Origin of the sequence: Aureimonas mangrovi, assembly GCF_014058705.1 — a bacterium.
Classification (GTDB): Bacteria; Pseudomonadota; Alphaproteobacteria; order Rhizobiales; family Rhizobiaceae; genus Aureimonas; species Aureimonas mangrovi.
Window position 1 is genome coordinate 245,137 of sequence record NZ_CP059692.1, and the last position, 19,728, is coordinate 264,864.

23 protein-coding genes are annotated in these 19,728 nt (G+C 67.8%); 13 read left to right on the forward strand and 10 right to left on the reverse strand.

Annotation, left to right across the window (positions count from 1 at the left end):
• Positions 1–774: an SDR family oxidoreductase gene (locus tag H1343_RS01135; RefSeq protein WP_185984173.1), complete on the reverse strand. Its 774-nt coding sequence runs from the start codon at positions 772–774 to the stop codon at positions 1–3.
• A gap of 102 nt (positions 775–876) precedes the next feature.
• Between H1343_RS01135 and H1343_RS01140 the strand changes: the two genes are divergently transcribed.
• Positions 877–1,299, forward strand: coding sequence for a winged helix-turn-helix transcriptional regulator (locus H1343_RS01140; RefSeq protein WP_185984174.1), 423 nt, complete (start codon positions 877–879; stop codon positions 1,297–1,299).
• A 25-nt stretch (positions 1,300–1,324) separates the two neighbouring features.
• Here the strand turns inward: H1343_RS01140 and H1343_RS01145 are convergent, their stop codons facing one another.
• From H1343_RS01145 to H1343_RS01160, 4 genes are read right to left on the reverse strand one after another with little or no spacing between them, the layout of a single operon-like run.
• The gene (locus H1343_RS01145) at positions 1,325–1,720 is read right to left on the reverse strand and encodes a helix-turn-helix domain-containing protein (protein WP_185984175.1); all 396 of its coding nucleotides are present in this window, start codon (positions 1,718–1,720) and stop codon (positions 1,325–1,327) included.
• The gene (locus tag H1343_RS01150; protein ID WP_185984176.1) at positions 1,717–2,268 is read right to left on the reverse strand and encodes a Smr/MutS family protein; all 552 of its coding nucleotides are present in this window, start codon (positions 2,266–2,268) and stop codon (positions 1,717–1,719) included. Before H1343_RS01150 ends, H1343_RS01145 begins: the two co-directional genes overlap by 4 nt.
• Positions 2,265–3,344: a murein transglycosylase A gene (gene mltA / locus H1343_RS01155; RefSeq protein ID WP_185984177.1), complete on the reverse strand. Its 1,080-nt coding sequence runs from the start codon at positions 3,342–3,344 to the stop codon at positions 2,265–2,267. The genes H1343_RS01150 and mltA overlap by 4 nt, the downstream gene beginning before the upstream one ends.
• Positions 3,345–3,362: 18 nt before the next feature.
• A complete protein-coding gene (locus H1343_RS01160; RefSeq protein WP_185984178.1) occupies positions 3,363–4,058 on the reverse strand; it encodes a Tim44/TimA family putative adaptor protein in 696 nt (231 codons plus the stop codon).
• Positions 4,059–4,236: 178 nt separating this feature from the next.
• On the opposite strand from H1343_RS01160, the gene H1343_RS01165 reads away from it, so the two are divergent.
• Positions 4,237–4,788, forward strand: a complete 552-nt coding sequence (locus H1343_RS01165; RefSeq protein ID WP_185984179.1) for an FxsA family protein — start codon at positions 4,237–4,239, stop codon at positions 4,786–4,788.
• 208 nt (positions 4,789–4,996) lie between these two features.
• A complete protein-coding gene (secB, locus tag H1343_RS01170) occupies positions 4,997–5,530 on the forward strand; it encodes a protein-export chaperone SecB (protein ID WP_185984180.1) in 534 nt (177 codons plus the stop codon).
• Positions 5,531–5,590: 60 nt separating this feature from the next.
• Here the strand turns inward: secB and dnaQ are convergent, their stop codons facing one another.
• The 5 genes from dnaQ to H1343_RS01195 form a co-directional block, all read right to left on the reverse strand.
• Positions 5,591–6,313, reverse strand: coding sequence for a DNA polymerase III subunit epsilon (dnaQ, locus tag H1343_RS01175; RefSeq protein ID WP_185984181.1), 723 nt, complete (start codon positions 6,311–6,313; stop codon positions 5,591–5,593).
• A 105-nt stretch (positions 6,314–6,418) separates the two neighbouring features.
• Positions 6,419–7,006 carry a dephospho-CoA kinase gene (gene coaE, locus H1343_RS01180; protein WP_185984182.1) on the reverse strand — a complete coding sequence of 196 codons (588 nt, stop codon included), beginning with the start codon at positions 7,004–7,006 and terminating at the stop codon, positions 6,419–6,421.
• An 8-nt stretch (positions 7,007–7,014) separates the two neighbouring features.
• Positions 7,015–7,437: a DUF4440 domain-containing protein gene (locus tag H1343_RS01185; RefSeq protein ID WP_185984183.1), complete on the reverse strand. Its 423-nt coding sequence runs from the start codon at positions 7,435–7,437 to the stop codon at positions 7,015–7,017.
• A 10-nt stretch (positions 7,438–7,447) separates the two neighbouring features.
• On the reverse strand, positions 7,448–8,296 hold the full coding sequence (locus tag H1343_RS01190) for a shikimate dehydrogenase (RefSeq protein WP_185984184.1): 849 nt from the start codon (positions 8,294–8,296) through the stop codon (positions 7,448–7,450).
• Positions 8,289–8,891: a Maf-like protein gene (locus H1343_RS01195; RefSeq protein WP_185984185.1), complete on the reverse strand. Its 603-nt coding sequence runs from the start codon at positions 8,889–8,891 to the stop codon at positions 8,289–8,291. Before H1343_RS01195 ends, H1343_RS01190 begins: the two co-directional genes overlap by 8 nt.
• A gap of 603 nt (positions 8,892–9,494) precedes the next feature.
• On the opposite strand from H1343_RS01195, the gene hemE reads away from it, so the two are divergent.
• From hemE to rsmG, 10 genes are all read left to right on the forward strand, one after another.
• Entirely contained in the window at positions 9,495–10,514 is a 1,020-nt protein-coding gene (gene hemE, locus H1343_RS01200) for a uroporphyrinogen decarboxylase (protein WP_185984186.1), read from the forward strand.
• A 160-nt stretch (positions 10,515–10,674) separates the two neighbouring features.
• Entirely contained in the window at positions 10,675–11,160 is a 486-nt protein-coding gene (gene hemJ / locus H1343_RS01205; protein WP_185984187.1) for a protoporphyrinogen oxidase HemJ, read from the forward strand.
• Positions 11,161–11,338: 178 nt separating this feature from the next.
• Positions 11,339–11,689: a DMT family protein gene (locus tag H1343_RS01210; RefSeq protein ID WP_185984188.1), complete on the forward strand. Its 351-nt coding sequence runs from the start codon at positions 11,339–11,341 to the stop codon at positions 11,687–11,689.
• A gap of 16 nt (positions 11,690–11,705) precedes the next feature.
• Positions 11,706–12,236 carry a gluconokinase gene (locus H1343_RS01215; protein ID WP_185984189.1) on the forward strand — a complete coding sequence of 177 codons (531 nt, stop codon included), beginning with the start codon at positions 11,706–11,708 and terminating at the stop codon, positions 12,234–12,236.
• A 59-nt stretch (positions 12,237–12,295) separates the two neighbouring features.
• Positions 12,296–13,675, forward strand: coding sequence for a GntP family permease (locus H1343_RS01220; protein WP_210270058.1), 1,380 nt, complete (start codon positions 12,296–12,298; stop codon positions 13,673–13,675).
• Positions 13,676–13,918: 243 nt separating this feature from the next.
• Positions 13,919–15,184: a transcription termination factor Rho gene (gene rho, locus H1343_RS01225; protein ID WP_185984190.1), complete on the forward strand. Its 1,266-nt coding sequence runs from the start codon at positions 13,919–13,921 to the stop codon at positions 15,182–15,184.
• A 153-nt stretch (positions 15,185–15,337) separates the two neighbouring features.
• Positions 15,338–15,820: a YbaK/EbsC family protein gene (locus H1343_RS01230; protein ID WP_185984191.1), complete on the forward strand. Its 483-nt coding sequence runs from the start codon at positions 15,338–15,340 to the stop codon at positions 15,818–15,820.
• 46 nt (positions 15,821–15,866) lie between these two features.
• Positions 15,867–17,159, forward strand: a complete 1,293-nt coding sequence (gene mnmE / locus H1343_RS01235; protein WP_246333187.1) for a tRNA uridine-5-carboxymethylaminomethyl(34) synthesis GTPase MnmE — start codon at positions 15,867–15,869, stop codon at positions 17,157–17,159.
• A gap of 49 nt (positions 17,160–17,208) precedes the next feature.
• A complete protein-coding gene (mnmG, locus tag H1343_RS01240) occupies positions 17,209–19,077 on the forward strand; it encodes a tRNA uridine-5-carboxymethylaminomethyl(34) synthesis enzyme MnmG (protein ID WP_185985404.1) in 1,869 nt (622 codons plus the stop codon).
• Complete coding sequence (gene rsmG, locus H1343_RS01245) at positions 19,074–19,721, forward strand: 16S rRNA (guanine(527)-N(7))-methyltransferase RsmG (protein WP_185984193.1); 648 nt, start codon at positions 19,074–19,076, stop codon at positions 19,719–19,721. Before mnmG ends, rsmG begins: the two co-directional genes overlap by 4 nt.
• The last annotated feature ends 7 nt before the right edge of the window (positions 19,722–19,728 follow it).

The following is a 19,728-nucleotide window of genomic DNA, read 5'->3' on the forward strand; positions in this document are numbered from 1 at the left end:
TCAGTGGCCGGCCTGTTCGCGGGCCTTGCGCACGGTGTCGGTGAGCGTCTGCAGCGCCGCGTCGAAGCGCCCTTCCCGCTCGGCGTCTCGCAGGAAGCCGACCGACTTCACGAGGATTTCCGGCGGCGTCGGCTGCTTCTCGAACAGCGCCATCACCTCGTCGATGAAGTCGGCGAGCGGCAGGTAGCCCTCGCGCGTCTCCTGGCCGGGCGTCAGCCCCGTCTGGACCGCCGGCGGCGCCAGCTCGATCACTTCCACCTTGCCGCGCAGGAGCTCGCGCAGCGAGACCGTGTAGGAGTGGATCGCCGCCTTCGTCGCCGAATAGGTGGGCGTGAACACCAGCGGCACGAAGCCGAGCCCCGACGAAACGTTGACGATGACGGAATCGGGCCGACCCGAGAGCTGGTCGACGAGCGCGTTGGTCAGACGGATCGGGCCGAGGAGATTGGTCGTGATCGTCTCCTCCGCGTCCTTCAGGTCACGGCGCGCCTCTGCGTTTTCGTAGCGCATGATGCCGGCATTGTTGATGACGACGTTCAGCTCGGGATGCTCGGCGATCAGGCGCGCGGCGAAATCCTCGATCGCCTGCGCGCTCTCGACGTCGAGCGTCATCGTGTGGATGCGCTCGCGGCCCGCCGCCGCCTTGTCCAGCGCCTCCTGTCGCCGGCCGGCGATGATGACGGTGTTGCCGAGATCGTGGAAGCGATGGGCGAGCTGTTCGCCGATGCCTGAGCCGCCGCCGGTGACGAGAATGGTGTTTCCTGAGAGTTTCATGATGAGCCTCCTTCAACGTGGCGGGCCTGATGTACTCGCTTGCGCGCCGATGGTAAGAAGGCACCTGAAATATCCATACCCACCAGAAAGAGAGTGACTGCGATGCCGGCCCTTCGCTTCGATGAAAACGACATCGAGACCGCTCGCCGGGTGGCAGAAACCGCGCCGCCCGCCGAATTCGATCCGCAGGTGGAGGCACTCGTCACCGATCTCATCGGCCGCGTCGCCGACAAGTGGACGATGCTCGTCCTCGAAGTTCTGGAAGAACACGGCGAGCAGCGTTTCACGCAGATCGCGCGGCGCGTGCCCGACATCAGCCAGAAGATGCTGACGCAGACGCTGCGGCAGATGGAGCGCGACGGGATGGTGGTGCGCACCGTCCATGCCGTCGTGCCGCCGCGCGTCGACTATCGGCTGACCGAGCTCGGCATGACGCTCGGCGCGGCCTTCTGCGGCGTGTGGATCTGGGCCGAGGAGAATCTGCGCAAGGTCGAGGAGGCTCGCCGCCGCTTCGACGAGCGGTGACGCGCTTCGAGGTGCGCGACAGTCTTCAGCGCCGGCGCCGCTCGCGCTGCGCGGTTTCGGCGCGGGTGGCCGCCTCCTCGAGCTGGCGCAGCAGCGCCTCGACATCGGCAGGGGCGAGGATCGAAATCGATTCGGCGAGCCGGTTCGCCAGCGCGGTTGCCGCCGGGCCGAGGCCGCCCGTGTCCACCGTCACGCGCGGATGCGAGAGTTCGGCGAGGCGCTGCAGTTCCTCGGCATCGTCCCAGATGACGTTCAGATAGAGGATGATGCGCTGGAGCATCTGCCATGTCGGGCGCCCGCGCCGCCCGTGCTCCAGAGCCGAGAGATAGGCACCGGAGACGCCGAGCGCCTTAGCCATATCGCCCTGCGTGACGCCGCGCGTCTTGCGCAGTTCGCGGATCTTCGCGCCGAACGGGGTCATCTGCGCCGGATCCTCAGATAGAAGGCGCCCTCGCCGCCATGCGCGCGCTCGGCCGGCTCGAACCCCGCGACGAGAGTGCGGAACTCGCCGGTGTGCAGCCAGTGTGGCAGGGCGCGCTTCAGCGTCCCCTGCGAGCCGAAGGAGGCGCCACGCCCGGTGATGACGAGGACGTGCCGCAGCCCGCGCGCCTGTGCCTGTCGCAGGAAGCCGAGGAGCACGGTGTGGGCGACGGCCTCCGTGCGCCCATGCAGGTCGATCCGGTCGTCGATGGGGATGCGCCCCTTGCCAAGCCGGCGGCGCACCGGGCGCTCGATCGGGTGGAGCGGCAGGCTCGCCCTGGTTTTGCCCGGCACCGCGATCGACGTCGGCGCGACGCTCACCATCGCGATCTTCGGCGCGGCCGGCAGCGGGGCGACCGGCATCGGCACCGGCTCCGGCACGGCCGTTTCCGCATCGGGCGCAGCCTTGCCCGGAAGCGGGCGCGCGGTGCGCGCGATCTCGCCCCACAGGCGCTTTTCCTCGGCGCTGAGCTGGCGGCGGCGCCTCATGGCGCGGGCGCTTTCGGCAAAAGCGCATAGAAGTCGGCCGCGTGGCGGACCGCGCCGGCGAGGCTGCCGGCCGCTGCGCCGGAGCCAACGAAGATGTCGCCGCGCGCCGGCCCGGTGATCGCCGAGCCGGTGTCCTGCACCACCATCGGCCGGGCGAAGGGGACGCCTTCGATGACGAGCGAAGGCGCATGGAGGAAGAGCGGCATGCCGAAGGTGTGCAGGCGGTGGTCGAGCGCCAGCGAGGCGAGGGGCGTGAGCGGCACGCCCGCCGCACCGGGCGGGCCGAGGCTTTCGTCCTCGATCTCGCGCGGCTCGAAAAAGATGTAGGAGCGGTTGCGGTCGAGAAGCCCGCGCACGCGGTCGGGATTGGTTGCGAGCCAGGCGCGGATGCCGTCCATGTCGGCCTTTTCCAGCACCAGCTCGCCTTCGTTGACGAGGATGCGCCCGATGGCGGTGAAGCCGTGGCCCGTCTTGGCGGCGTAGCCGACGCGGATCGTGCGCCCGTCGGTCAGCTTCAGGCGCGCCGAGCCCTGGACGTGGATGAAAAAGGCGTCGACCGGGTCTTCCAGCCAAGCGATCTCGAGGCCCCGCCCGTCGAGGAAGCCGCGCGCGATGGCGGCGCGGTCGGGATGCTCGACGAGGCTGCCATCGGCCTGCCGGCGCGCGAAGGCGAAGCCCTCCGGCAATCTTCCGGGGGTTTCCCCGCGCACCGGCACAAGATCGGGCGGCGGACGGTGAAGCGGTACAGTGAAGCGCGCGGTGCGCTCGGCGGACGCCTCGATCACCGGCTCGTAGTAGCCCGTCACGAACCCCCGGCGGCCGCCTTCCGGCACGACCAGGGCCGGTGAGAAGAAGCGCTCGAAAAATTCACGTGAATCATCGACGGGCCTGAGGGCCGCATGCGCCGCCGGCCGCAGGGAAGCGGCGGAGACGCCGAGCGCGCCGCTCTTCGGCGGCGCATCCGAGAGGATGCGTGCCGCGGAACGCCGAAACGCGTCGAGCGCCGGCGCGAAATCCGCCGCACGCCAGCCGGGAAGCTGCTCGAAGGCGAGGGGGCGAAAGGCCGCGTCGTTCATGGCGCGCGGGCCTTCAGCCTATTCGTCTTCGGATTCGGTCTCGACGAGCTTCCAGTTCGGATCGCGGGCGCGCGTGTCGCGCGCGAAGGTCCACACGTCGCGGACCTCGACCACGGTCTCCGGGTCGCCCTCGATCACCTCGCCGCTCGGCTTGACCACCGCCGAGATGAGCTGAGAGACGATGCGCACCGTCACCAGCGCCTCGCGGTCCTTCAGCTCGGCGCCGACGATCTTGGCCTCGTCGATGCCGACGAAGGAGGACTGCATGCGCTCGCCGCGCTCCTCGCGGCCGGCGATCGCCGCCTCGAAGCCCTGGTAGACCTCCGGCGACAGAAGATTGCGCAGGAGCGCGCGGTCACCGTCCGCGAACGCGGTGACGACCATCTCGTAAGCGGCCTTGGCGCCTTCCATGAAGGCCGGCACGTCGAAATCGGGATCGGCATCGCGGATGCGGCGCAGTTCGCTGTTCAGAGGCGTGCCGACTTCGGCGACCGCGTCGATCGTCTCGTAGCTGGCGCGCGGCGCCGCGCCCGCCTGGCCGGCACGCCGGTTCGGCAGCGTCACCACGTTGCCGGGCTGGGCGCTCGGCTGCTCGTTGCGCGAGTATGGATCATAGGGCGGACGCTCGTTGCCGGTGCGCCGGCCGAGCACGGAGCGCAGCTGGTAGAGCACGATCACCGTGACAACAATGAAGAAGATCGTGCCAAAACCCATCCTGCCGTCTTTCGCCCGTATCGTGGAAAGAAGTTCGCAGGATATAGTCGTCCCACGTCGCGCATTCAAATTCGCGCCGATCCATCCTATCTCGGAGTTCCGTGGCCGCGACAAGGCATTCCAGCTTCGCCGGCGATCAAAACCTCGTCGCAGCGCGAACGACCAGCGAGATCCTTCCATGCCTCTCCTTCTGGCCCTTCTCTCCCTTCTGGCGCTGCCGCTGGCCGAGATCGCCGTGTTCATCGCCGTCGGATCCGAGATCGGTGTCGGCTGGACGCTGCTCCTGATCGTCGCCTCCATGCTGGTCGGCATCCTTCTCGTGCGCCGCCAGAGTTTCTCGACGCTGCAGGCCGCCCGCGCCCAGGCGCGCGCCGGCAATGTCCCCGCCCGCGAGATGGCGCACGGGGCGATGATCGTCTTCGCCGGCATCCTCCTGATCCTGCCGGGCTTCATCACCGACGTCCTCGGCCTTCTCCTCATGGTGCCGCCGATCCGTGACCTCGTCTGGGGTTGGCTCTCGCGCCGCGTCGTCGTCACCAGCGTCCGCGGCGGGCCGGCAACGGCCTCTCGCGGTTCCCCGCGCGGCCCTTCGCGAGGCGGCGTGGTCGATCTCGACGAGGGCGAGTTCACGCGCCGTCCCGACCTCGACGGCGGCGAACCGGATCCGGACAGCCCCTGGCGCGACGAGCCCCGCACGATCGGGGACGATACGCCGCGCGAGGGTCGCTAGGCCGATCGTCCTTTCGGCCGCGCAGAGGTCTCTGACCTATCGAACCGACGCTTCAGGCTTTGCGAAAACCGTGTTCGGTTTTCGGGCCGATGCCGTAGCGGGTTCTGAAACCTTGTAAGGTCACGCGCGCGCGTGCTAGCAGCCCGCGCGAGGAGGCCCGGCGGCCCCTCGAGGCGCGACAAGCGCGAAACCCGTAGAGGAAGACCCGATGTCCGACACCGCGAACACGCCGAACGGCGCGCAGGCCAACGGCGGGGCTCCGGCGTCCGCCACGCCGGCCAAGGCGCCCTCCGTCAACATCCTCGCGCAGTACATCAAGGATTTGTCCTTCGAGAGCCCGAAGGCGCCCGCCGCCCTGCGCACGCAGACGAAGTCTCCCGCGATCAACATCGGCGTCAACGTCGCCGCCAATCCGGTCGCAGGCACCGAGAACGAATACGACGTCAAGCTCACGCTGAACGCGCGGGCGGGCGAGGGCGACGACACGCTCTTCCACGCCGAGCTCGTCTATGGCGGCGTCTTCCGCCTGACCAACCTGTCGAAGGAGCACGTGCTGCCGGTGCTCTTCATCGAGTGCCCGCGCCTGCTCTTCCCCTTCGCGCGCCAGATCATCGCCGACGTTTCGCGCAATGGCGGCTTCCCGCCGCTGATGATCGACCCGATCGACTTCACGGCACTGTTCCAGCAGCGGCTGGCAGAGGAGCGCGCCAAGGCGCAGGTCCAGCCGAGCGCCAACGCCTGAGGGCGGACGATCTTCGAGACTTCGGCGGCGCCCTTCGGGGCGCCGTTTTCGTTTCGGCGCTTATTCGGCCGCGACGGCTTCAGGCGCGGCCCAGAAGCGTGGCCAGGCCGGCTCGTCGCCGAGCGTTGCGACGAAGGCGCGGTGCGCGGCGTCCTCCTGCGCGGTGACGCGCGAGGGCAGGGGCACGGGGCGCGGTTTGGCCCGGCGCCAGTTGCGCGCGTGCCCGCCGCCCACACCGCCGCGCTCGTCGTCGGACAGGAGCAGCGCGGCCTGCCGGCCGCCGATCAGCTCGATATAGACCTGCGCCAGAAGGTGCGAATCGATCAGCGCGCCGTGCTTGTCGCGCCGCGTCGTGTCCACCGAGAAGCGCGAGCAGAGCGCGTCGAGCGTCGCCGGGGCCATCGGAAACTTGCGCCGTGCCATCGGCAAAGTGTCGATGATCCGCGTTTCGGGAATCGGCGGACGTCCGAGGCGCTCGAGCTCGGCGTTGAGGAAGCGCATGTCGAAGGTGGCGTTGTGCGCGATCAGGACGGCGTCGTCGAAGAAGTCGCTGAACTCCTCGACGATCTCTGAGAACAGCGGCTTGTCGGCCAGGAATTCGTCGGAGAGGCCGTGGACGTCGAAGGCGCCGGGATCGACCTTGCGGCCTGCGGGCCGCACGAAGCAGTGGAACTCGCGGCCCGTCGGGATGTGGTTCCACAGTTCCACGCCGCCGATCTCGATCACGCGGTCGGCCTCGAAGTCGAGGCCGGTGGTCTCGGTGTCGAAGACGATTTCACGCATGGAGCACTCCCGGTCTTCGCCCGGTGTGCCGCAGCGAGCCGCCGCGCGCAAGAACGCGGCGCGCTTATCAAACGGCTTAAACCGATGTTCCTGCTTTGTTTTCGATCACGGGACCGTGAGGATCGCCTGATGCACCGCTTCGATCTGGAGGCGCGTCTCTTCGACAGGCCCGGAGGTGTCGATCACATAGTCGGCGCGCGCGCGCTTCTCGGCGTCGGGCATCTGCTTCTCCAGGATCGCCTCGAACTTCTGCGCGCTCATGCCGGGGCGCGACAGGACGCGCTCGCGCTGGATGTCGGCCGGCGCCGAGACGACCACGATCTTGTCGAGCGCCTTCTCGCGCCCGGTCTCGAAGAGAAGCGGGATGTCGAGGAGGATGGCGGGCGTTCCCTTCGCGCGCTCTGCCGCGATGAAGGCGGCTTCCTCCTCGCGCACCATCGGGTGTACCAGCGCCTCGAGCGCCGCGAGCGCTTCGCCGTCGCCGAGAACGCGGGTACCGAGCGCGGCGCGGTCGACGACACCGTCCCGGACCGTGCCGGGAAACAGGGACTCCACCTTCGGCGCCGCGCGTCCGGCATAGAGCGCATGCACCGCGTCGTCGGCCGAATGGACGGGCATGCCGAGCGCGGCGAAGGCTTTGGCCGCCGTGGTCTTTCCCATGCCGATGGAGCCTGTGAGGCCGACGAGGATCATCCGGGCCCTCAATCGTTGACGACGGTGACGATGCGCCAGTCGTCCCCTTCGGTGAGGACGAGCGTGTAGTGGCACCGGAAGGACAGCGCCTCCTCCCCGTCCTCGCGCTCCTGTCGCCAGTCGAGGACGGCAAAGGCGCAGGTGCCTTCCACCACGATGTCGACGATATCGAAATCCGAGCGCACGATTTCCTCGCGCTCCAGAACGGAGAGAAGCGCCTCGACATTCTCCATCAGCTCGTCGCGGTCGGCGAAGACGTTGCCGCGGCCGAACTGCCAGATCGTCGCCGGATAGAGGAAGCAATCGGCGATCGCCTCGCCATCGAAATCGTCGAAGCCGTCGCGATAACCGATGAAGACGTCCTCGACCCCCGCCTCCTGCGTGTCCACGCCGTCCAGATCGCCTTCGGCGTCCATCACCCTGTCGTCCATCTCCGCCTCCTCAGGCGCCTGCGTCCTTCGTCACCAGCGCGCGCAACGCCTCGCTGACCTCGGGGCGGACCCCGAACCAGCGCTCGAAACCCGGCACGGCCTGGTGCAGCAGCATGCCGAGCCCGCCGGCCGTGCGCAAACCCCGCGCGGCGGCCGCCGCCAGAAGCGGCGTCACCGCCGGCACGTAGACGATGTCGGTGACGAGCGCATGGCCGGGCAGGGCGTCGAGCTCAGGCAGCGCGCCGTCGCCGTCCAGACCCGCACCGGTCTTCGGCGAGGGCCGCGTGTTGACGAGGAGATCGCAGGCGCGAAGACACTCGGCCTCGCGATCGAGGCCATGCGCTTCGACGGCCGGGCCGAAGGCGCTCGCCAGCGCTTCGGCCCGCGCCGCATTGCGGTTCACGACGCGCACGCGCCCGATCCCGGCTGCGATCAGCGCGTGGACGACGGCGCGCGCGGCGCCCCCCGCCCCCAGCACCACCGCCTCGCCGGCATCGCGCCAGCCGGGCAGGAGTTCGTCGAGATTGGCCGAAAAGCCGTAGGAATCGGTGTTGCCGCCGATCAGAACCCCGTCCTCGAACCAGAGCGTGTTCACCGCGCCGATCGCTTGCGCCGCGCCGTCGCGGCGCGCGACCGCGGCGACCGCGGCCTCCTTGTGCGGAATGGTGACGTTGCCGCCGGCATAACCCGCCTGCCGCAGCCCGCCGAGGAAATCTGCGAAGTTCTGCGGCTCCACCGCCAGCGCCTCGTAGCGCCCTGCAATGCCGTATCGCTCGAGCCAGTGCCCGTGGATCAGCGGCGAGCGCGAATGGGCGATCGGCCACCCGGTGACGAAGGCGCGCGCACCGCTTTCAGACATCGAGGGCACCGAGTTCGCGCAATTTGCCCAGGAGCGGCAGGAGCGGCAGGCCGACGATGGTGAAGTGGTCGCCCTCGATGCGCTCCATCAACGTGATGCCTGGCCCCTCCACCTGATACGCCCCGACGCAGGACAGCGCCGCCTCTCCGGCTTTGGCCAGATAACGCCCGATCTCCGGCGGCGTCAGCTTTCGAAAAGTGATATCGGCGCTGTCGGCGAGACGCCACAGGACCTCGCCGTCCCGCGCGATGACGACGGCGCTCGTCAGGCGGTGCGTGCGACCGGACAGCGAGAGGAGCTGGCGGCGCGCCTCCTCCATGTCGGCCGGCTTGTGCAGCGCCGCGCCGCCGAGGTCCAGCGTCTGGTCCGCACCGATGACGAGGGCACCCGGAGAACGCTCGGACACGTCGACCGCCTTCGCTTCCGCCAGCACCTCCGCGATATCCGCCGGGCTCGCGCCGCTGCGCTCCAGCGGAGCCTCCAGTTCACGCTCGTCCAGCGTGGACGGGCTGACGGTGAAGGCAAGCCCGGCATTCCTCAAGAGCGCCGCGCGGTGTGTGCTGCCCGAAGCCAGCACGATCTTTTGGCTGCTCAAAACGGTCTCCTCCGGTGTCAACGCACCCCTTCCGGGGTCCTTAAGTTTTTATTCAAACTTCCCGGCCTAGTTTTAGGAGTGCCGATGGAACGATTCCATCGCTCGTGGATTCGATTTGAGCGCCGCGCGCAAGGGACGTCGTGCGAACGGCCCCATGATTCTGCGGTGCATGTGGGAATCGGTGGGCGACGGCCCCAAGCGAAATCGATCGATTTCGCGCCTGCGGATAAGCCGGTCTGTCATCCACAGGTCACATGCAGGCGCGGCTTGTGCCGGGCGCTTCTGTGGATCGTGGACGAATCGCCCGCCGGGTTCGCCCAGCCGAGACACTCTTCCACGACTGTCCCCGCAGCCTCTCCCGGCAGATCGCCTTGAATCTGCTAGCAACTGGCCTGTTTTCCGCAGCGCGTGTCCGCACGGCGCAGCGCCGGCCCGACGGCCCCTGCGTCAGAGGGGACAGCCTCGCTCGCGGCTGTGAATTCCCGTGATCCACCGAGTCATAGAATCAGAAATCTCTCTCTTTAAGAATTTCTTTTCTATGGGAGCCTGTGCGAGACACGCTGGCGTCCGGCATCCCTCAGCCGGGAAACGAGCAGGACCTTCATGACCAGCCGCAAGCTTCTTCGCGTCCTCGAGGGCGAGAGCCTTCTCCCGCCTCCGGTCTGGCTGATGCGCCAGGCGGGGCGCTACCTTCCCGAATACCGGGCGACGCGTGAGAAGGCCGGCGGCTTCCTTGAACTGTGCTACAATCCCGATCTCGCGAGCGAGGTGACGCTCCAGCCGATCCGCCGCTTCGGCTTCGATGCCGCGATCCTCTTCTCCGACATTCTCGTCATCCCCGATGCGCTCTCGCGCAACGTGCGCTTCGTGCAAGGGGAGGGGCCGCGCATGGACCCGATCGCCGCGCACGAGATCGCCGCGCTCGATCCCTCGCGGGCTGAGGCGCATCTCGCCCCGGTCATCGAGACCGTCGGCCGCCTGCGCGCCGAACTTCCGGACGAGACGGCGCTGATCGGCTTCTGCGGCGCGCCCTGGACGGTCGCGACCTACATGATCGCGGGGCGCGGGACACCGGACCAGGCGCCCGCGAGGCTCTTCGCCTATCGCGAGCCCGAGGCGATGGAAAAGCTCCTCTCCCTCCTGGCCGAGATGAGCGCGGACTATCTGATCCGCCAGTTGAAGGCTGGCGCGGACTGCGTGCAGATCTTCGATTCCTGGGCGGGCGTCCTCGACGAGATTTCCTTCCAGCGCTTCTCCGTCGCGCCGACGCGCGCGATCGTGGAGCGCGTGCGCGCCGCCGTGCCGGGTGCGAAGATCATCGGCTTTGCCAAGGGCGCCGGGCCGCTTCTTTCGGCCTATCGCGAGGGCACGGGCGTCACGGCGATCGGGCTCGACTGGTCGGTGCCCTTCAGCCACGCGGCCGAACTCCAGAGGCAGGGCCCCGTGCAGGGCAATCTCGATCCGCTCCGCCTCATCGCCGGCGGGCGGGCGCTGGAGGAAGGCGTCGATGCCATCCTGGAGGCGCTCGGCGGCGGCCCCCTGATCTTCAATCTCGGCCACGGCATCACGCCTGACGCACCGATCGCCCATGTCGAGGCGCTCTTGAAGCGCCTGCGCGGATAGCGCTGCGGGACTGGCGTCGGGCAAAACGCCCCGTTGGATTCCCGCCGGCGGCGCGTTACTCAGTCTCGAACCGTTCCAGGATATTCGCGAGACATCGATGACCGCCGCCCATGACACAGACCGTCCGGCCCCTGATCGTCCCGCGAGGGATCGCTCGGGCATGATCGCCGGCATTGGCGGGCTCGTCCTCGCCGTCGTCCTGTTCGGCTTCGTGCCGCTCTCGGCCTCGCTCTGGGTCACCGCGCTGCATGTCGTGGCGGTGATCTCCTGGATGGCGGGGATGCTCTATCTGCCGCGCCTGTTCGTCTACCACGCCGAGGCCGGCCCCGGTTCGCCGCTGTCCGCGACCTTCAAGGTCATGGAGCGGCGCCTGATGAACGGCATCATCAACCCCGCCATGATCGTCACCTGGATCGCCGGTCTCTGGCTCGCCTGGAACGTCTTCGCCTTTCAGGGGGGCTGGCTGCACGCCAAGATCGCGCTCGTCGTCGTGCTCTCGGGCATCCACGGCTATCTCTCGGCCTCGCGCAAGCGCTTCGCGCGCGACCGCAACGTCAAGTCGGCTAGACACTGGCGCATCCTGAACGAGGTGCCGGCGGTCTTGATGGTCGCGATCGTCATTCTCGTCATCGTCAAGCCGTTCTGAGGCTTTCGCCTCGCACCACAGCGGCTCTGGCTGCTGCTCGGCCAGGCCTCCGAAGCCGGGAAGCCGAAGATCGTTGGTGCCGAACGATCTCGATGGCTCCGTGGACTTCTTCGACGAGGCGTAGGATGGAGGGGGGGCCCGGCGTCGACCGGGCCCTCTCCTTTTGTGAGCCTCCGCGATGATCTCCTGGCCCGCGCTCGCGCCGATCCTGCTTCTCCTCGCCTCCAACGTTTTCATGACCTTCGCCTGGTACGGGCACCTGAGGTTCGAGAACAAGCCGCTGATGCTCGTCATCGCTGCGAGCTGGGGCATCGCCTTCTTCGAATACTGCCTGGCCGTGCCCGCCAACCGCATCGGCCATCAGGTCTATTCGGCGGCCGAACTGAAGACGATCCAGGAGGTGATCACCCTCCTCGTCTTCGCGATCTTTTCGGTGTGGTTTCTCGGCGAGCGCTTGACGTTGAACCATTTCGTCGGCTTTGGCTTGATTTTTGCCGGTGCCGTCTTCGTTTTTCGCGGACCGCTCTGAGCGGGAAGGGAGAGACATGGCGGACAGCAGACCCGAACGCTTCTCGATCATCGTGATGGGGCCGTCCGGCGTCGGCAAGACGACGACGGCCGAAGGCATCGCGAACCACCTCGGGCTCGCCTTCGCCGAGGCGGACGAATTCCATCCGCCGGCAAATATCGAGAAGATGTCGAACGGCATTCCCCTCGACGACGACGACCGCGCGCCCTGGCTCGAGACGCTCCGGGACTGGATCAGCGAGAAGGCGCGCGGCGGCGAGGATACGGTGCTGACGTGCTCGGCGCTCAAGCGCCGCTATCGCGACGTTCTGCGCGAGGCGGACGCGCGCGTGCGCTTCCTGGAGCTCGTGATCGATCAGGAAACGGTGGCGGGCCGGCTTGCCAAGCGCAAGGGCCACTACATGCCCGCCTCGCTTCTCGCCTCGCAGTTCTCCGCGCTGGAGGAACTCGGCGCGGACGAGGACGGCGTGAAGGTGACGGTCGATGCCGCGCCCGAAATCGTCATCGAGCGCGCCATCGAGGCCATGGGCCTTGCCGGCAAGGACTGACACTCTCGCCTTCGGGTGCAACATTCCGGCCCGCTAGAGGCCTTTCGGAGGGATATGCCGTGAACGGCTTCGAACAGACCATGGGCGCGGGGCCCCTTCTGGGGATCGCCGCGGGGGCGATCGCCCTGATCCTCGTCCTCATCATCTATTTCCGCATCCACGCCTTCATCACGCTGATCCTCGTCAGCCTCCTGACGGCGCTCGCGGCTGGCATTCCGGGCAGCCAGATCATCTCGACGCTGACGACGGCCTTCGGATCGACGCTCGGCGGCGTGGCCCTGCTCGTGGCGCTGGGCGCCATGCTCGGCCGGCTTCTCGAGGTTTCGGGCGGCGCGCAGGCGCTGGCCGACGGGCTGATCGCGCGCTTCGGAGACAAGCGCGCTCCCCTCGCGCTCGGCATAGCCTCGCTGATCTTCGGCTTCCCGATCTTCTTCGACGCGGGCCTCGTCGTGATGCTGCCGATCGTCTTCACCGTCGCGCGGCGCCTCGGTGGGGGTCTCCTGCGCTACGGTATTCCCGTCGCGACGGCCTTCTCGGTCATGCACGTCTTCGTGCCGCCGCATCCCGGCCCCGTCGCCGCCTCCGAGCTTCTGGGCGCCGATGCCGGCCTCCTGATCCTCGTGGGCCTCCTCGTCGCTATCCCGACCTGGATCGTTGCCGGTCAGCTCTTCGGCCTGTGGATCGGCAAGCGCATCGTCCTGCCCGTGCCCGACATCCTGTCCGGCGGCCCGCAGGTCGAGGATCGCACCGATCCGCCAAGCCCGGCGACGGTGGTCGGCCTGCTGCTGCTGCCCTTGGCCCTCATCTTCCTCAACACTGGCCTCGACTTCGCCCGCGCGCAGGGCTGGGTGAACGCCGACGCCGAATGGTTCGGCATCGCACGCGCCGTCGGCTCGACGCCGGTCGCGCTGCTCGTCGCGGTGCTGGTAGCGTCCTACGTCATCGGCGTGCGGCGCGGGCGCAGCGCCAACGAGGTCGAGTCGAGCCTTGATTCGGCGCTCGGCCCGGTCTGTTCCATCATCCTCATCACCGGCGCGGGGGGCATGTTCGGCGGTGTCCTGCGCGCTTCCGGCATCGGTGACGCGCTGGCCTCCGCGCTGGATGGCGTCGGCCTGCCGGTCTTCGTCGCGGGCTTCGTCATCGCCACTGCGCTGCGTGTTGCACAGGGCTCGGCAACCGTTGCTCTCATCACGGCGGCCGGCCTCGTCCAGCCGGCGATCGCGGCCTCCGGCTACGAGGGCGTGCAACTCGCCGCGATCGTCCTGTCTCTCGCGGCGGGATCCGTGATGCTCTCCCATGTGAACGATTCGGGCTTCTGGCTTGTCGGCCGCTTCTTCCAGATGGACGTGAAGACGACCTTCAAGACCTGGACGGTGATGCAGACCCTCGTCGGGCTCATGGGCTTTGCCCTCTCCGGCCTGATCTTCTTTCTCGCCTGAGACGAGCTCGCCGGCACCGCTCCGGCTGATTCACGTGAAACGACGCCGGCTTGCGCATGCGCATGGCCGGCGTTATATCATGGGCTCCCGCCTTTCGAACGCGTCGGGCCGGCATCCATGCCCCCGATCTTCGCGTTCACTTTGCATCGCCGACAGTCGCTTACGCTTTCAGGCCTGCAATCCATTCCCCGCGATCACTTGTCCCCCGATCCGACGGATCGCCGGGACGGAGCCTAGACGAACATGCCTGAGATCAAACTCCAGGACCTCAAGAACAAGACCGCCGCCGAGCTGGTGGCCTTCGCCGAGGAGAACGAGGTCGAGAACGCCTCGGTCCTTCGCAAGCAGGAACTTCTTTTCGCCATTCTCAAGCGCCTTGCGGCGCAGGAGATCGAGATCATCGGCGAAGGCGTCGTCGAGATCCTGCAGGACGGCTTCGGCTTCCTGCGCTCGCCGGAAGCCAACTATCTGCCCGGCCCCGACGACATCTACATCTCGCCCTCGCAGCTTCGCCGCTTCCAGCTCAAGACCGGCGACACCGTGGAAGGCCCGATCCGTGGGCCGAAGGACGGCGAGCGCTATTTCGCGCTTCTCAAGGTCAACACGATCAATTTCGACGACCCCGAGAAGATCCGCCACAAGAGCCATTTCGACAATCTGACTCCGCTCTACCCGAACGAACGCTTCAAGATGGAGCATCCGGATCCGACGAAGAAGGATCTGTCGGCCCGCGTCATCGATCTCGTCGCGCCGCTCGGCAAGGGCCAGCGCGCACTGATCGTCGCCCCGCCGCGTACCGGCAAGACGGTGCTCCTGCAGAACATCGCCCACTCGATCACCGCCAACCATCCGGAATGCTACCTCATCGTGCTCCTCATCGACGAGCGCCCCGAGGAAGTGACGGACATGCAGCGCTCGGTGAAGGGTGAGGTCGTCTCCTCCACCTTCGACGAGCCGGCGAGCCGGCACGTGCAGGTCGCCGAGATGGTCATCGAGAAGGCCAAGCGCCTCGTCGAGCACGGCCGCGACGTCGTCATCCTGCTCGATTCGATCACCCGCCTCGGCCGCGCCTACAACACCACCGTGCCCTCTTCCGGCAAGGTGCTGACGGGCGGCGTCGACGCCAACGCCCTGCAGCGCCCGAAGCGCTTTTTCGGCGCCGCGCGCAACATCGAGGAAGGCGGCTCGCTGACGATCATCGCGACCGCGCTGATCGATACCGGTTCGCGCATGGACGAGGTGATCTTCGAGGAGTTCAAGGGCACCGGCAACTCCGAGATCGTGCTCGACCGCAAGGTCGCCGACAAGCGGACCTTCCCGGCGATGGACATCCTCAAGTCCGGCACGCGCAAGGAGGACCTCCTGGTGCCGCGCCAGGATCTGCAGAAGATCTTCGTCCTGCGTCGCATCCTCGCCCCGATGGGCACGACGGACGCGATCGAGTTCCTCAACGACAAGCTCAAGCAGACCAAGACGAATTCGGACTTCTTCGATTCGATGAACACCTGATCGCGTAGAGCGCCGTGCGTCCCATCGGGCGCACAAAGGTCGCTCGACCACTTTGCATCCATGCGCCGTGCGTCCTTTCGAACGCGCAACGCTTGGTCTATCGAAGGGCGCCCGCTTTCGAGCGGGCGTCCTTTTTCGTTCAAGGAGCCTGCGATGAGCGACCCGACCGACCTGCCGGACGCCGTGCGCCGTGTCGAGATGGCGGCGATGCAAAAGGGCCTGCCGATCCGCGTGGTGAAGACGGCGACGAGCGCCCGCACCGCACAGGAGGCGGCGGACGCCGTCGGCACCTCGCCCGCGCAGATCGTGAAGAGCCTCGTCTTTCGTGGCGCTTCCAGCGGCCGGGCGGTGATGATCCTCGTGTCGGGCGCCAATCGCGTCGACGAGGCCCGCGCCGCCGGCTGGCTGGGCGAGGCCGTAGAGCGCCCGGATGCGGCTTTCGTCCGCGAGGCGACGGGCTTTGCCATCGGCGGTGTCTCGCCGCTCGGCGCCTCGGGCGCGCTGCCTATCTATATGGACCGCACGCTTCTCGGCTTCCCAGCCGTCTGGGCCGCGGCGGGAACGCCGTTCCATGTGTTCGAGGCCGTGCCCGACAGCCTGCGATCCGTCCTGGACGCGACAATTGTCGATCTCTGAAGCCTTCAACTCCGGCGCTGGATTCGCCGGCGAAACGATCGTCGCCTTGTCCAGCGGCGCCCTTCCCTCGGGCGTCGCCGTCCTGCGGGCCAGCGGCCCCGGTGCGCGCGATCTCCTCGTGAACCTTGCCGGAGGCGTCCCGGAAGCGCGCCGCGCCAGCCTGCGCACGATCCGCGACAGCGACGGCCAGACCGTTGATCGCGGCCTCGTGCTGTTCTTTCCAGGGCCGAATTCGGTGACAGGCGAAGACCTCGCCGAATTCCATCTCCACGGCAGCCGCGCGACCGTTTCGGCCTTCATAACGGCGGCCTGTGCGGTGCCGGGCGTCCGCCTCGCCGAAGCCGGCGAGTTCACCCGGCGCGCCTTCGTCAACGGCCGCATCGACCTGACGGAGGCGGAAGGTCTCGCCGATCTTCTGGCCGCTGAAACGGACGGTCAACGCCGCCGTGCGCTGACGCAGACCGGTGGACGGTTGCGCGCGCTCTACGAGGGCTGGGGCAGCCAACTTCTCGAAGCCCGCGCGCTTCTCGAGGCCGACTTCGATTTCGCCGACGAAGGCGAGGTCTCGGACGAGGTCGCGGAGGGTGTCGCCCAGGCGGTGGAAACGCTCGCTTCCGAGATCGAAGCTCACCTTGCGGGTGCCGGCCGCGGCGAACTGATGCGCGAGGGTTTTCGCGTTGCGCTCGCCGGTTCACCCAATGCCGGCAAGTCCAGCCTTCTCAACGCGCTGGCGGGGCGGGAAGCCGCCATTGTCACGGACATTCCCGGCACCACCCGCGATCTGGTGGAGGTGACGCTCGACCTCGGCGGCGTCCTGGTGCGGCTGACCGACACGGCGGGCCTTCGCGACACTTCCGACGCGGTCGAGGCTATCGGGGTCGCGCGGGCACGCGATGCGATGGCGCGGGCCGACCTCGTTCTGCTGCTGGTGCCGCCGGGAGAGCCGCTCGCCGAGGCGCAGATTCACGTGAAACAGATCGAGCCGGACCGCCTCGCGATCCTGCGGTCCAAGGCTGACCTTGACGGTGAGGAGTTGTCCGGGCTGGCGATCTCGGTCAGGACCGGTAGCGGCCTCGGCCAACTCGAGCGTCTGATCGCGGCGCGCGCCCAAGAGGCCGCCGGCGATCCCGACCTGCTGGTGCCGACCCGCGCGCGCCACCGCGCGGCCCTGGAGGCGGCGCTGGCGATCCTGCGCGAAGCCCCGCCGGCTTCGCTTCCCCCGGAAATTCTCGCCGAAAACCTGCGCCGCGCCGCCGGCGCGTTGGAGGCGCTCACCGGCCGCCAGGGCGTGGAAGACCTTCTCGACGTGATCTTCTCGCAGTTCTGTATCGGCAAGTGATGCGTCGCCATCGTTGACAAGGCGGGGCGCGCGCGGCTTCTACGCGGGCATGGCTCAGGATCACCACTTCGACGTCGTCGTCATCGGCGGCGGACATGCCGGCTGCGAGGCGGCGGACGCCGCCGCGCGCGCCGGTGCGCGCACCGCGCTTCTGACACATCGCTTCGAGACGGTGGGTGCGATGAGCTGCAATCCGGCAATCGGCGGCATCGGCAAAGGGCATCTGGTCCGCGAGATCGACGCGCTGGGTGGTCTCATGGGCCGCGCGGCCGATGCGGGGGGCATCCAGTTCCGCATCCTCAACCGGCGCAAGGGCCCGGCCGTTCACGGCCCTCGCACGCAGGCCGACCGCAAGCTCTATCGCTCGGCGGTCCAGCACATGATTCGCGCCCGGAACAATCTGGCCGTGGTCGAGGGCGATGCGGTGTCATTGGCGCATCGTGACGGTCGCTGGACGCTCGGCCTGCGCGATGGCGGGGAGCTCGGCTGCGCCGCCGTCGTGCTGACGAGCGGGACGTTCCTGAACGGCCTGATCCATATCGGCGAGACGCAGATCCCGGCGGGGCGGATGGGCGAGGCTCCTGCGACCGGGCTTTCCGACGCGCTGCGCGGTTTCGGCGTTTCGCTTGGGCGTCTCAAGACGGGCACGCCCGCACGGCTCGACGGCCGGACGATCGATTGGGCCGGTCTCGATCGCCAGCCGCCCGACGACGAGCCGGTGCCATTCTCCTATCTCACGCAGAAGATCACCAATCCACAGATCGATTGCGGCATCACGCGCACCACGGAACGCACCCACGCGATCATTCGCGACAACCTGCACCGCTCGGCAATGTATGGCGGGCGGATCGCGGGTACCGGGCCGCGCTACTGCCCGTCGATCGAAGACAAGATCGTGCGGTTCGGCGACCGCGAAGGCCATCAGATCTTCCTGGAGCCGGAAGGACTGGACGATGATACGGTCTACCCGAACGGTCTTTCGACATCGCTTCCCGAGGACGTGCAGGATGCGTTCCTGCGCTCCATTCCGGGGCTGGAACGGGTGCGCATCCTGAAGCCCGGCTATGCCATCGAATACGACCATGTCGATCCGCGCGAACTCTCGCGCTCGCTCGAGGTGAGGAAGGCACCGCAGGGGCTGTTCCTTGCCGGGCAGATCAACGGCACGACGGGCTATGAGGAGGCCGCTGCACAGGGTCTCGTCGCCGGCCTGAACGCCGCGCGACGCGCGAGTGGGCAGGAGCCCGCCGTTTTCGGCCGCGAGGAGGCCTATATCGGCGTGATGATCGACGATCTCACGCGGACCGGTGTCACCGAGCCCTATCGCATGTTCACCTCGCGCGCCGAGTTCCGCCTTTCCCTGCGGGCCGACAATGCCGATCGCCGCCTCACGCCGCGCGGGAGCGCGCTCGGTTTGGTCGAAGCAGAGCGGGAACGCGCTTTCGAGGCAAGCGAAAGGCGGCTCGCGGAAGCGCGCGCCACGCTCGAAGGGTTGACCCTGACGCCTAGCGAGGCGGAAAGGAACGGTCTTTCCATCAACCAGGACGGCCGTCGTCGCAACGCCTTCCAGCTTCTGTCGCATGGCGATGTCGACCTCGATCGGCTGCAACGCATCTGGCCGGAGCTGAGCGGGATCGAGGGCCGGACACGAGAACGCATCGCCATCGAGGCGACCTACGACGTCTATCTCGATCGTCAACGCAACGAACAGCTCCGTCTCAAGCGCGACGAGCAGCGGGTGATCCCGCAGGATTTCAATTTCGCGGCGCTCAAGGGCCTGTCTCACGAACTGCGTGAAAAGCTCTCCCGCCGGCGGCCATCGAGCTTGGCCGAGGCGGAGCGGATCGACGGAATGACGCCGGCTGCGTTGGCGATCCTGCTGATGGCTCTCCGTACACCGAAGCGCGTGGCGGCATGACGACAGGCCTGGCACAGGACCGCGCGGCAGTTCTCTCCCGCAACGGCGTTTCACGTGAAACGCTGGAAAGGCTGGATCACTACGCTGATCGTCTGAGAGCTTGGCAGAAGACGACGAATCTGGTCGCGCCATCGACACTGGATGCGCTGTGGTCGCGGCATCTGGAGGAAGGGTTGCGGCTCTATCCGCTGGTCGGAGCGGCGCCGAAGATCGTCGATCTCGGCTCGGGCGGCGGGCTGCCGGGTCTTGTCCTCGCGATCAAAGCGAAAGACGCACAGCCCGGCCAGAGCGTCACGCTGGTGGAGAGCAACAGCAAGAAGGCGGCCTTCCTGCGCACGGTGATTCGCGAGCTGGCCCTCCCGGCGGACGTTCGTGCCGAGCGGATCGAGCAGGCGGGAGCGGCATTGGCCACGGCCGATGTAGTGACCGCGCGCGCTCTCGCGTCGCTGGATGTCCTGCTCGGCTTCGTTTCAGGCCATATCGGCGACCACACGCGGTGCCTTTTCCCCAAGGGGCGCCAACATGAGGCCGAAATCGCAGAGGCCTCTGCCCATTGGCGTTTCGACATGGTAAAGCATCCGTCAACGGGCGAAGAGGGCTCGGTCGTCCTGGAGCTGCGCTCCATTCGACCCATCGGCGCCTGAGGGCCGC

Bases quoted from the DNA above. Each gene is read 5' to 3' on its own strand.
- H1343_RS01160 (WP_185984178.1), bottom strand. From the start codon at position 4,058: ATGGGTTTTGGCACGATCTTCTTCATTGTTGTCACGGTGATCGTGCTC.
- mltA (WP_185984177.1), bottom strand. From the start codon at position 3,344: ATGAACGACGCGGCCTTTCGCCCCCTCGCCTTCGAGCAGCTTCCCGGC.
- H1343_RS01135 (WP_185984173.1), bottom strand. From the start codon at position 774: ATGAAACTCTCAGGAAACACCATTCTCGTCACCGGCGGCGGCTCAGGC.
- H1343_RS01150 (WP_185984176.1), bottom strand. From the start codon at position 2,268: ATGAGGCGCCGCCGCCAGCTCAGCGCCGAGGAAAAGCGCCTGTGGGGC.
- H1343_RS01145 (WP_185984175.1), bottom strand. From the start codon at position 1,720: ATGACCCCGTTCGGCGCGAAGATCCGCGAACTGCGCAAGACGCGCGGC.
- hemE (WP_185984186.1), top strand. From the start codon at position 9,495: ATGACCAGCCGCAAGCTTCTTCGCGTCCTCGAGGGCGAGAGCCTTCTC.
- dnaQ (WP_185984181.1), bottom strand. From the start codon at position 6,313: ATGCGTGAAATCGTCTTCGACACCGAGACCACCGGCCTCGACTTCGAG.
- H1343_RS01215 (WP_185984189.1), top strand. From the start codon at position 11,706: ATGGCGGACAGCAGACCCGAACGCTTCTCGATCATCGTGATGGGGCCG.
- hemJ (WP_185984187.1), top strand. From the start codon at position 10,675: ATGATCGCCGGCATTGGCGGGCTCGTCCTCGCCGTCGTCCTGTTCGGC.
- H1343_RS01165 (WP_185984179.1), top strand. From the start codon at position 4,237: ATGCCTCTCCTTCTGGCCCTTCTCTCCCTTCTGGCGCTGCCGCTGGCC.
- H1343_RS01230 (WP_185984191.1), top strand. From the start codon at position 15,338: ATGAGCGACCCGACCGACCTGCCGGACGCCGTGCGCCGTGTCGAGATG.
- secB (WP_185984180.1), top strand. From the start codon at position 4,997: ATGTCCGACACCGCGAACACGCCGAACGGCGCGCAGGCCAACGGCGGG.
- H1343_RS01210 (WP_185984188.1), top strand. From the start codon at position 11,339: ATGATCTCCTGGCCCGCGCTCGCGCCGATCCTGCTTCTCCTCGCCTCC.
- H1343_RS01140 (WP_185984174.1), top strand. From the start codon at position 877: ATGCCGGCCCTTCGCTTCGATGAAAACGACATCGAGACCGCTCGCCGG.
- rho (WP_185984190.1), top strand. From the start codon at position 13,919: ATGCCTGAGATCAAACTCCAGGACCTCAAGAACAAGACCGCCGCCGAG.
- mnmG (WP_185985404.1), top strand. From the start codon at position 17,209: ATGGCTCAGGATCACCACTTCGACGTCGTCGTCATCGGCGGCGGACAT.
- rsmG (WP_185984193.1), top strand. From the start codon at position 19,074: ATGACGACAGGCCTGGCACAGGACCGCGCGGCAGTTCTCTCCCGCAAC.
- H1343_RS01190 (WP_185984184.1), bottom strand. From the start codon at position 8,296: ATGTCTGAAAGCGGTGCGCGCGCCTTCGTCACCGGGTGGCCGATCGCC.
- coaE (WP_185984182.1), bottom strand. From the start codon at position 7,006: ATGATCCTCGTCGGCCTCACAGGCTCCATCGGCATGGGAAAGACCACG.
- H1343_RS01185 (WP_185984183.1), bottom strand. From the start codon at position 7,437: ATGGACGACAGGGTGATGGACGCCGAAGGCGATCTGGACGGCGTGGAC.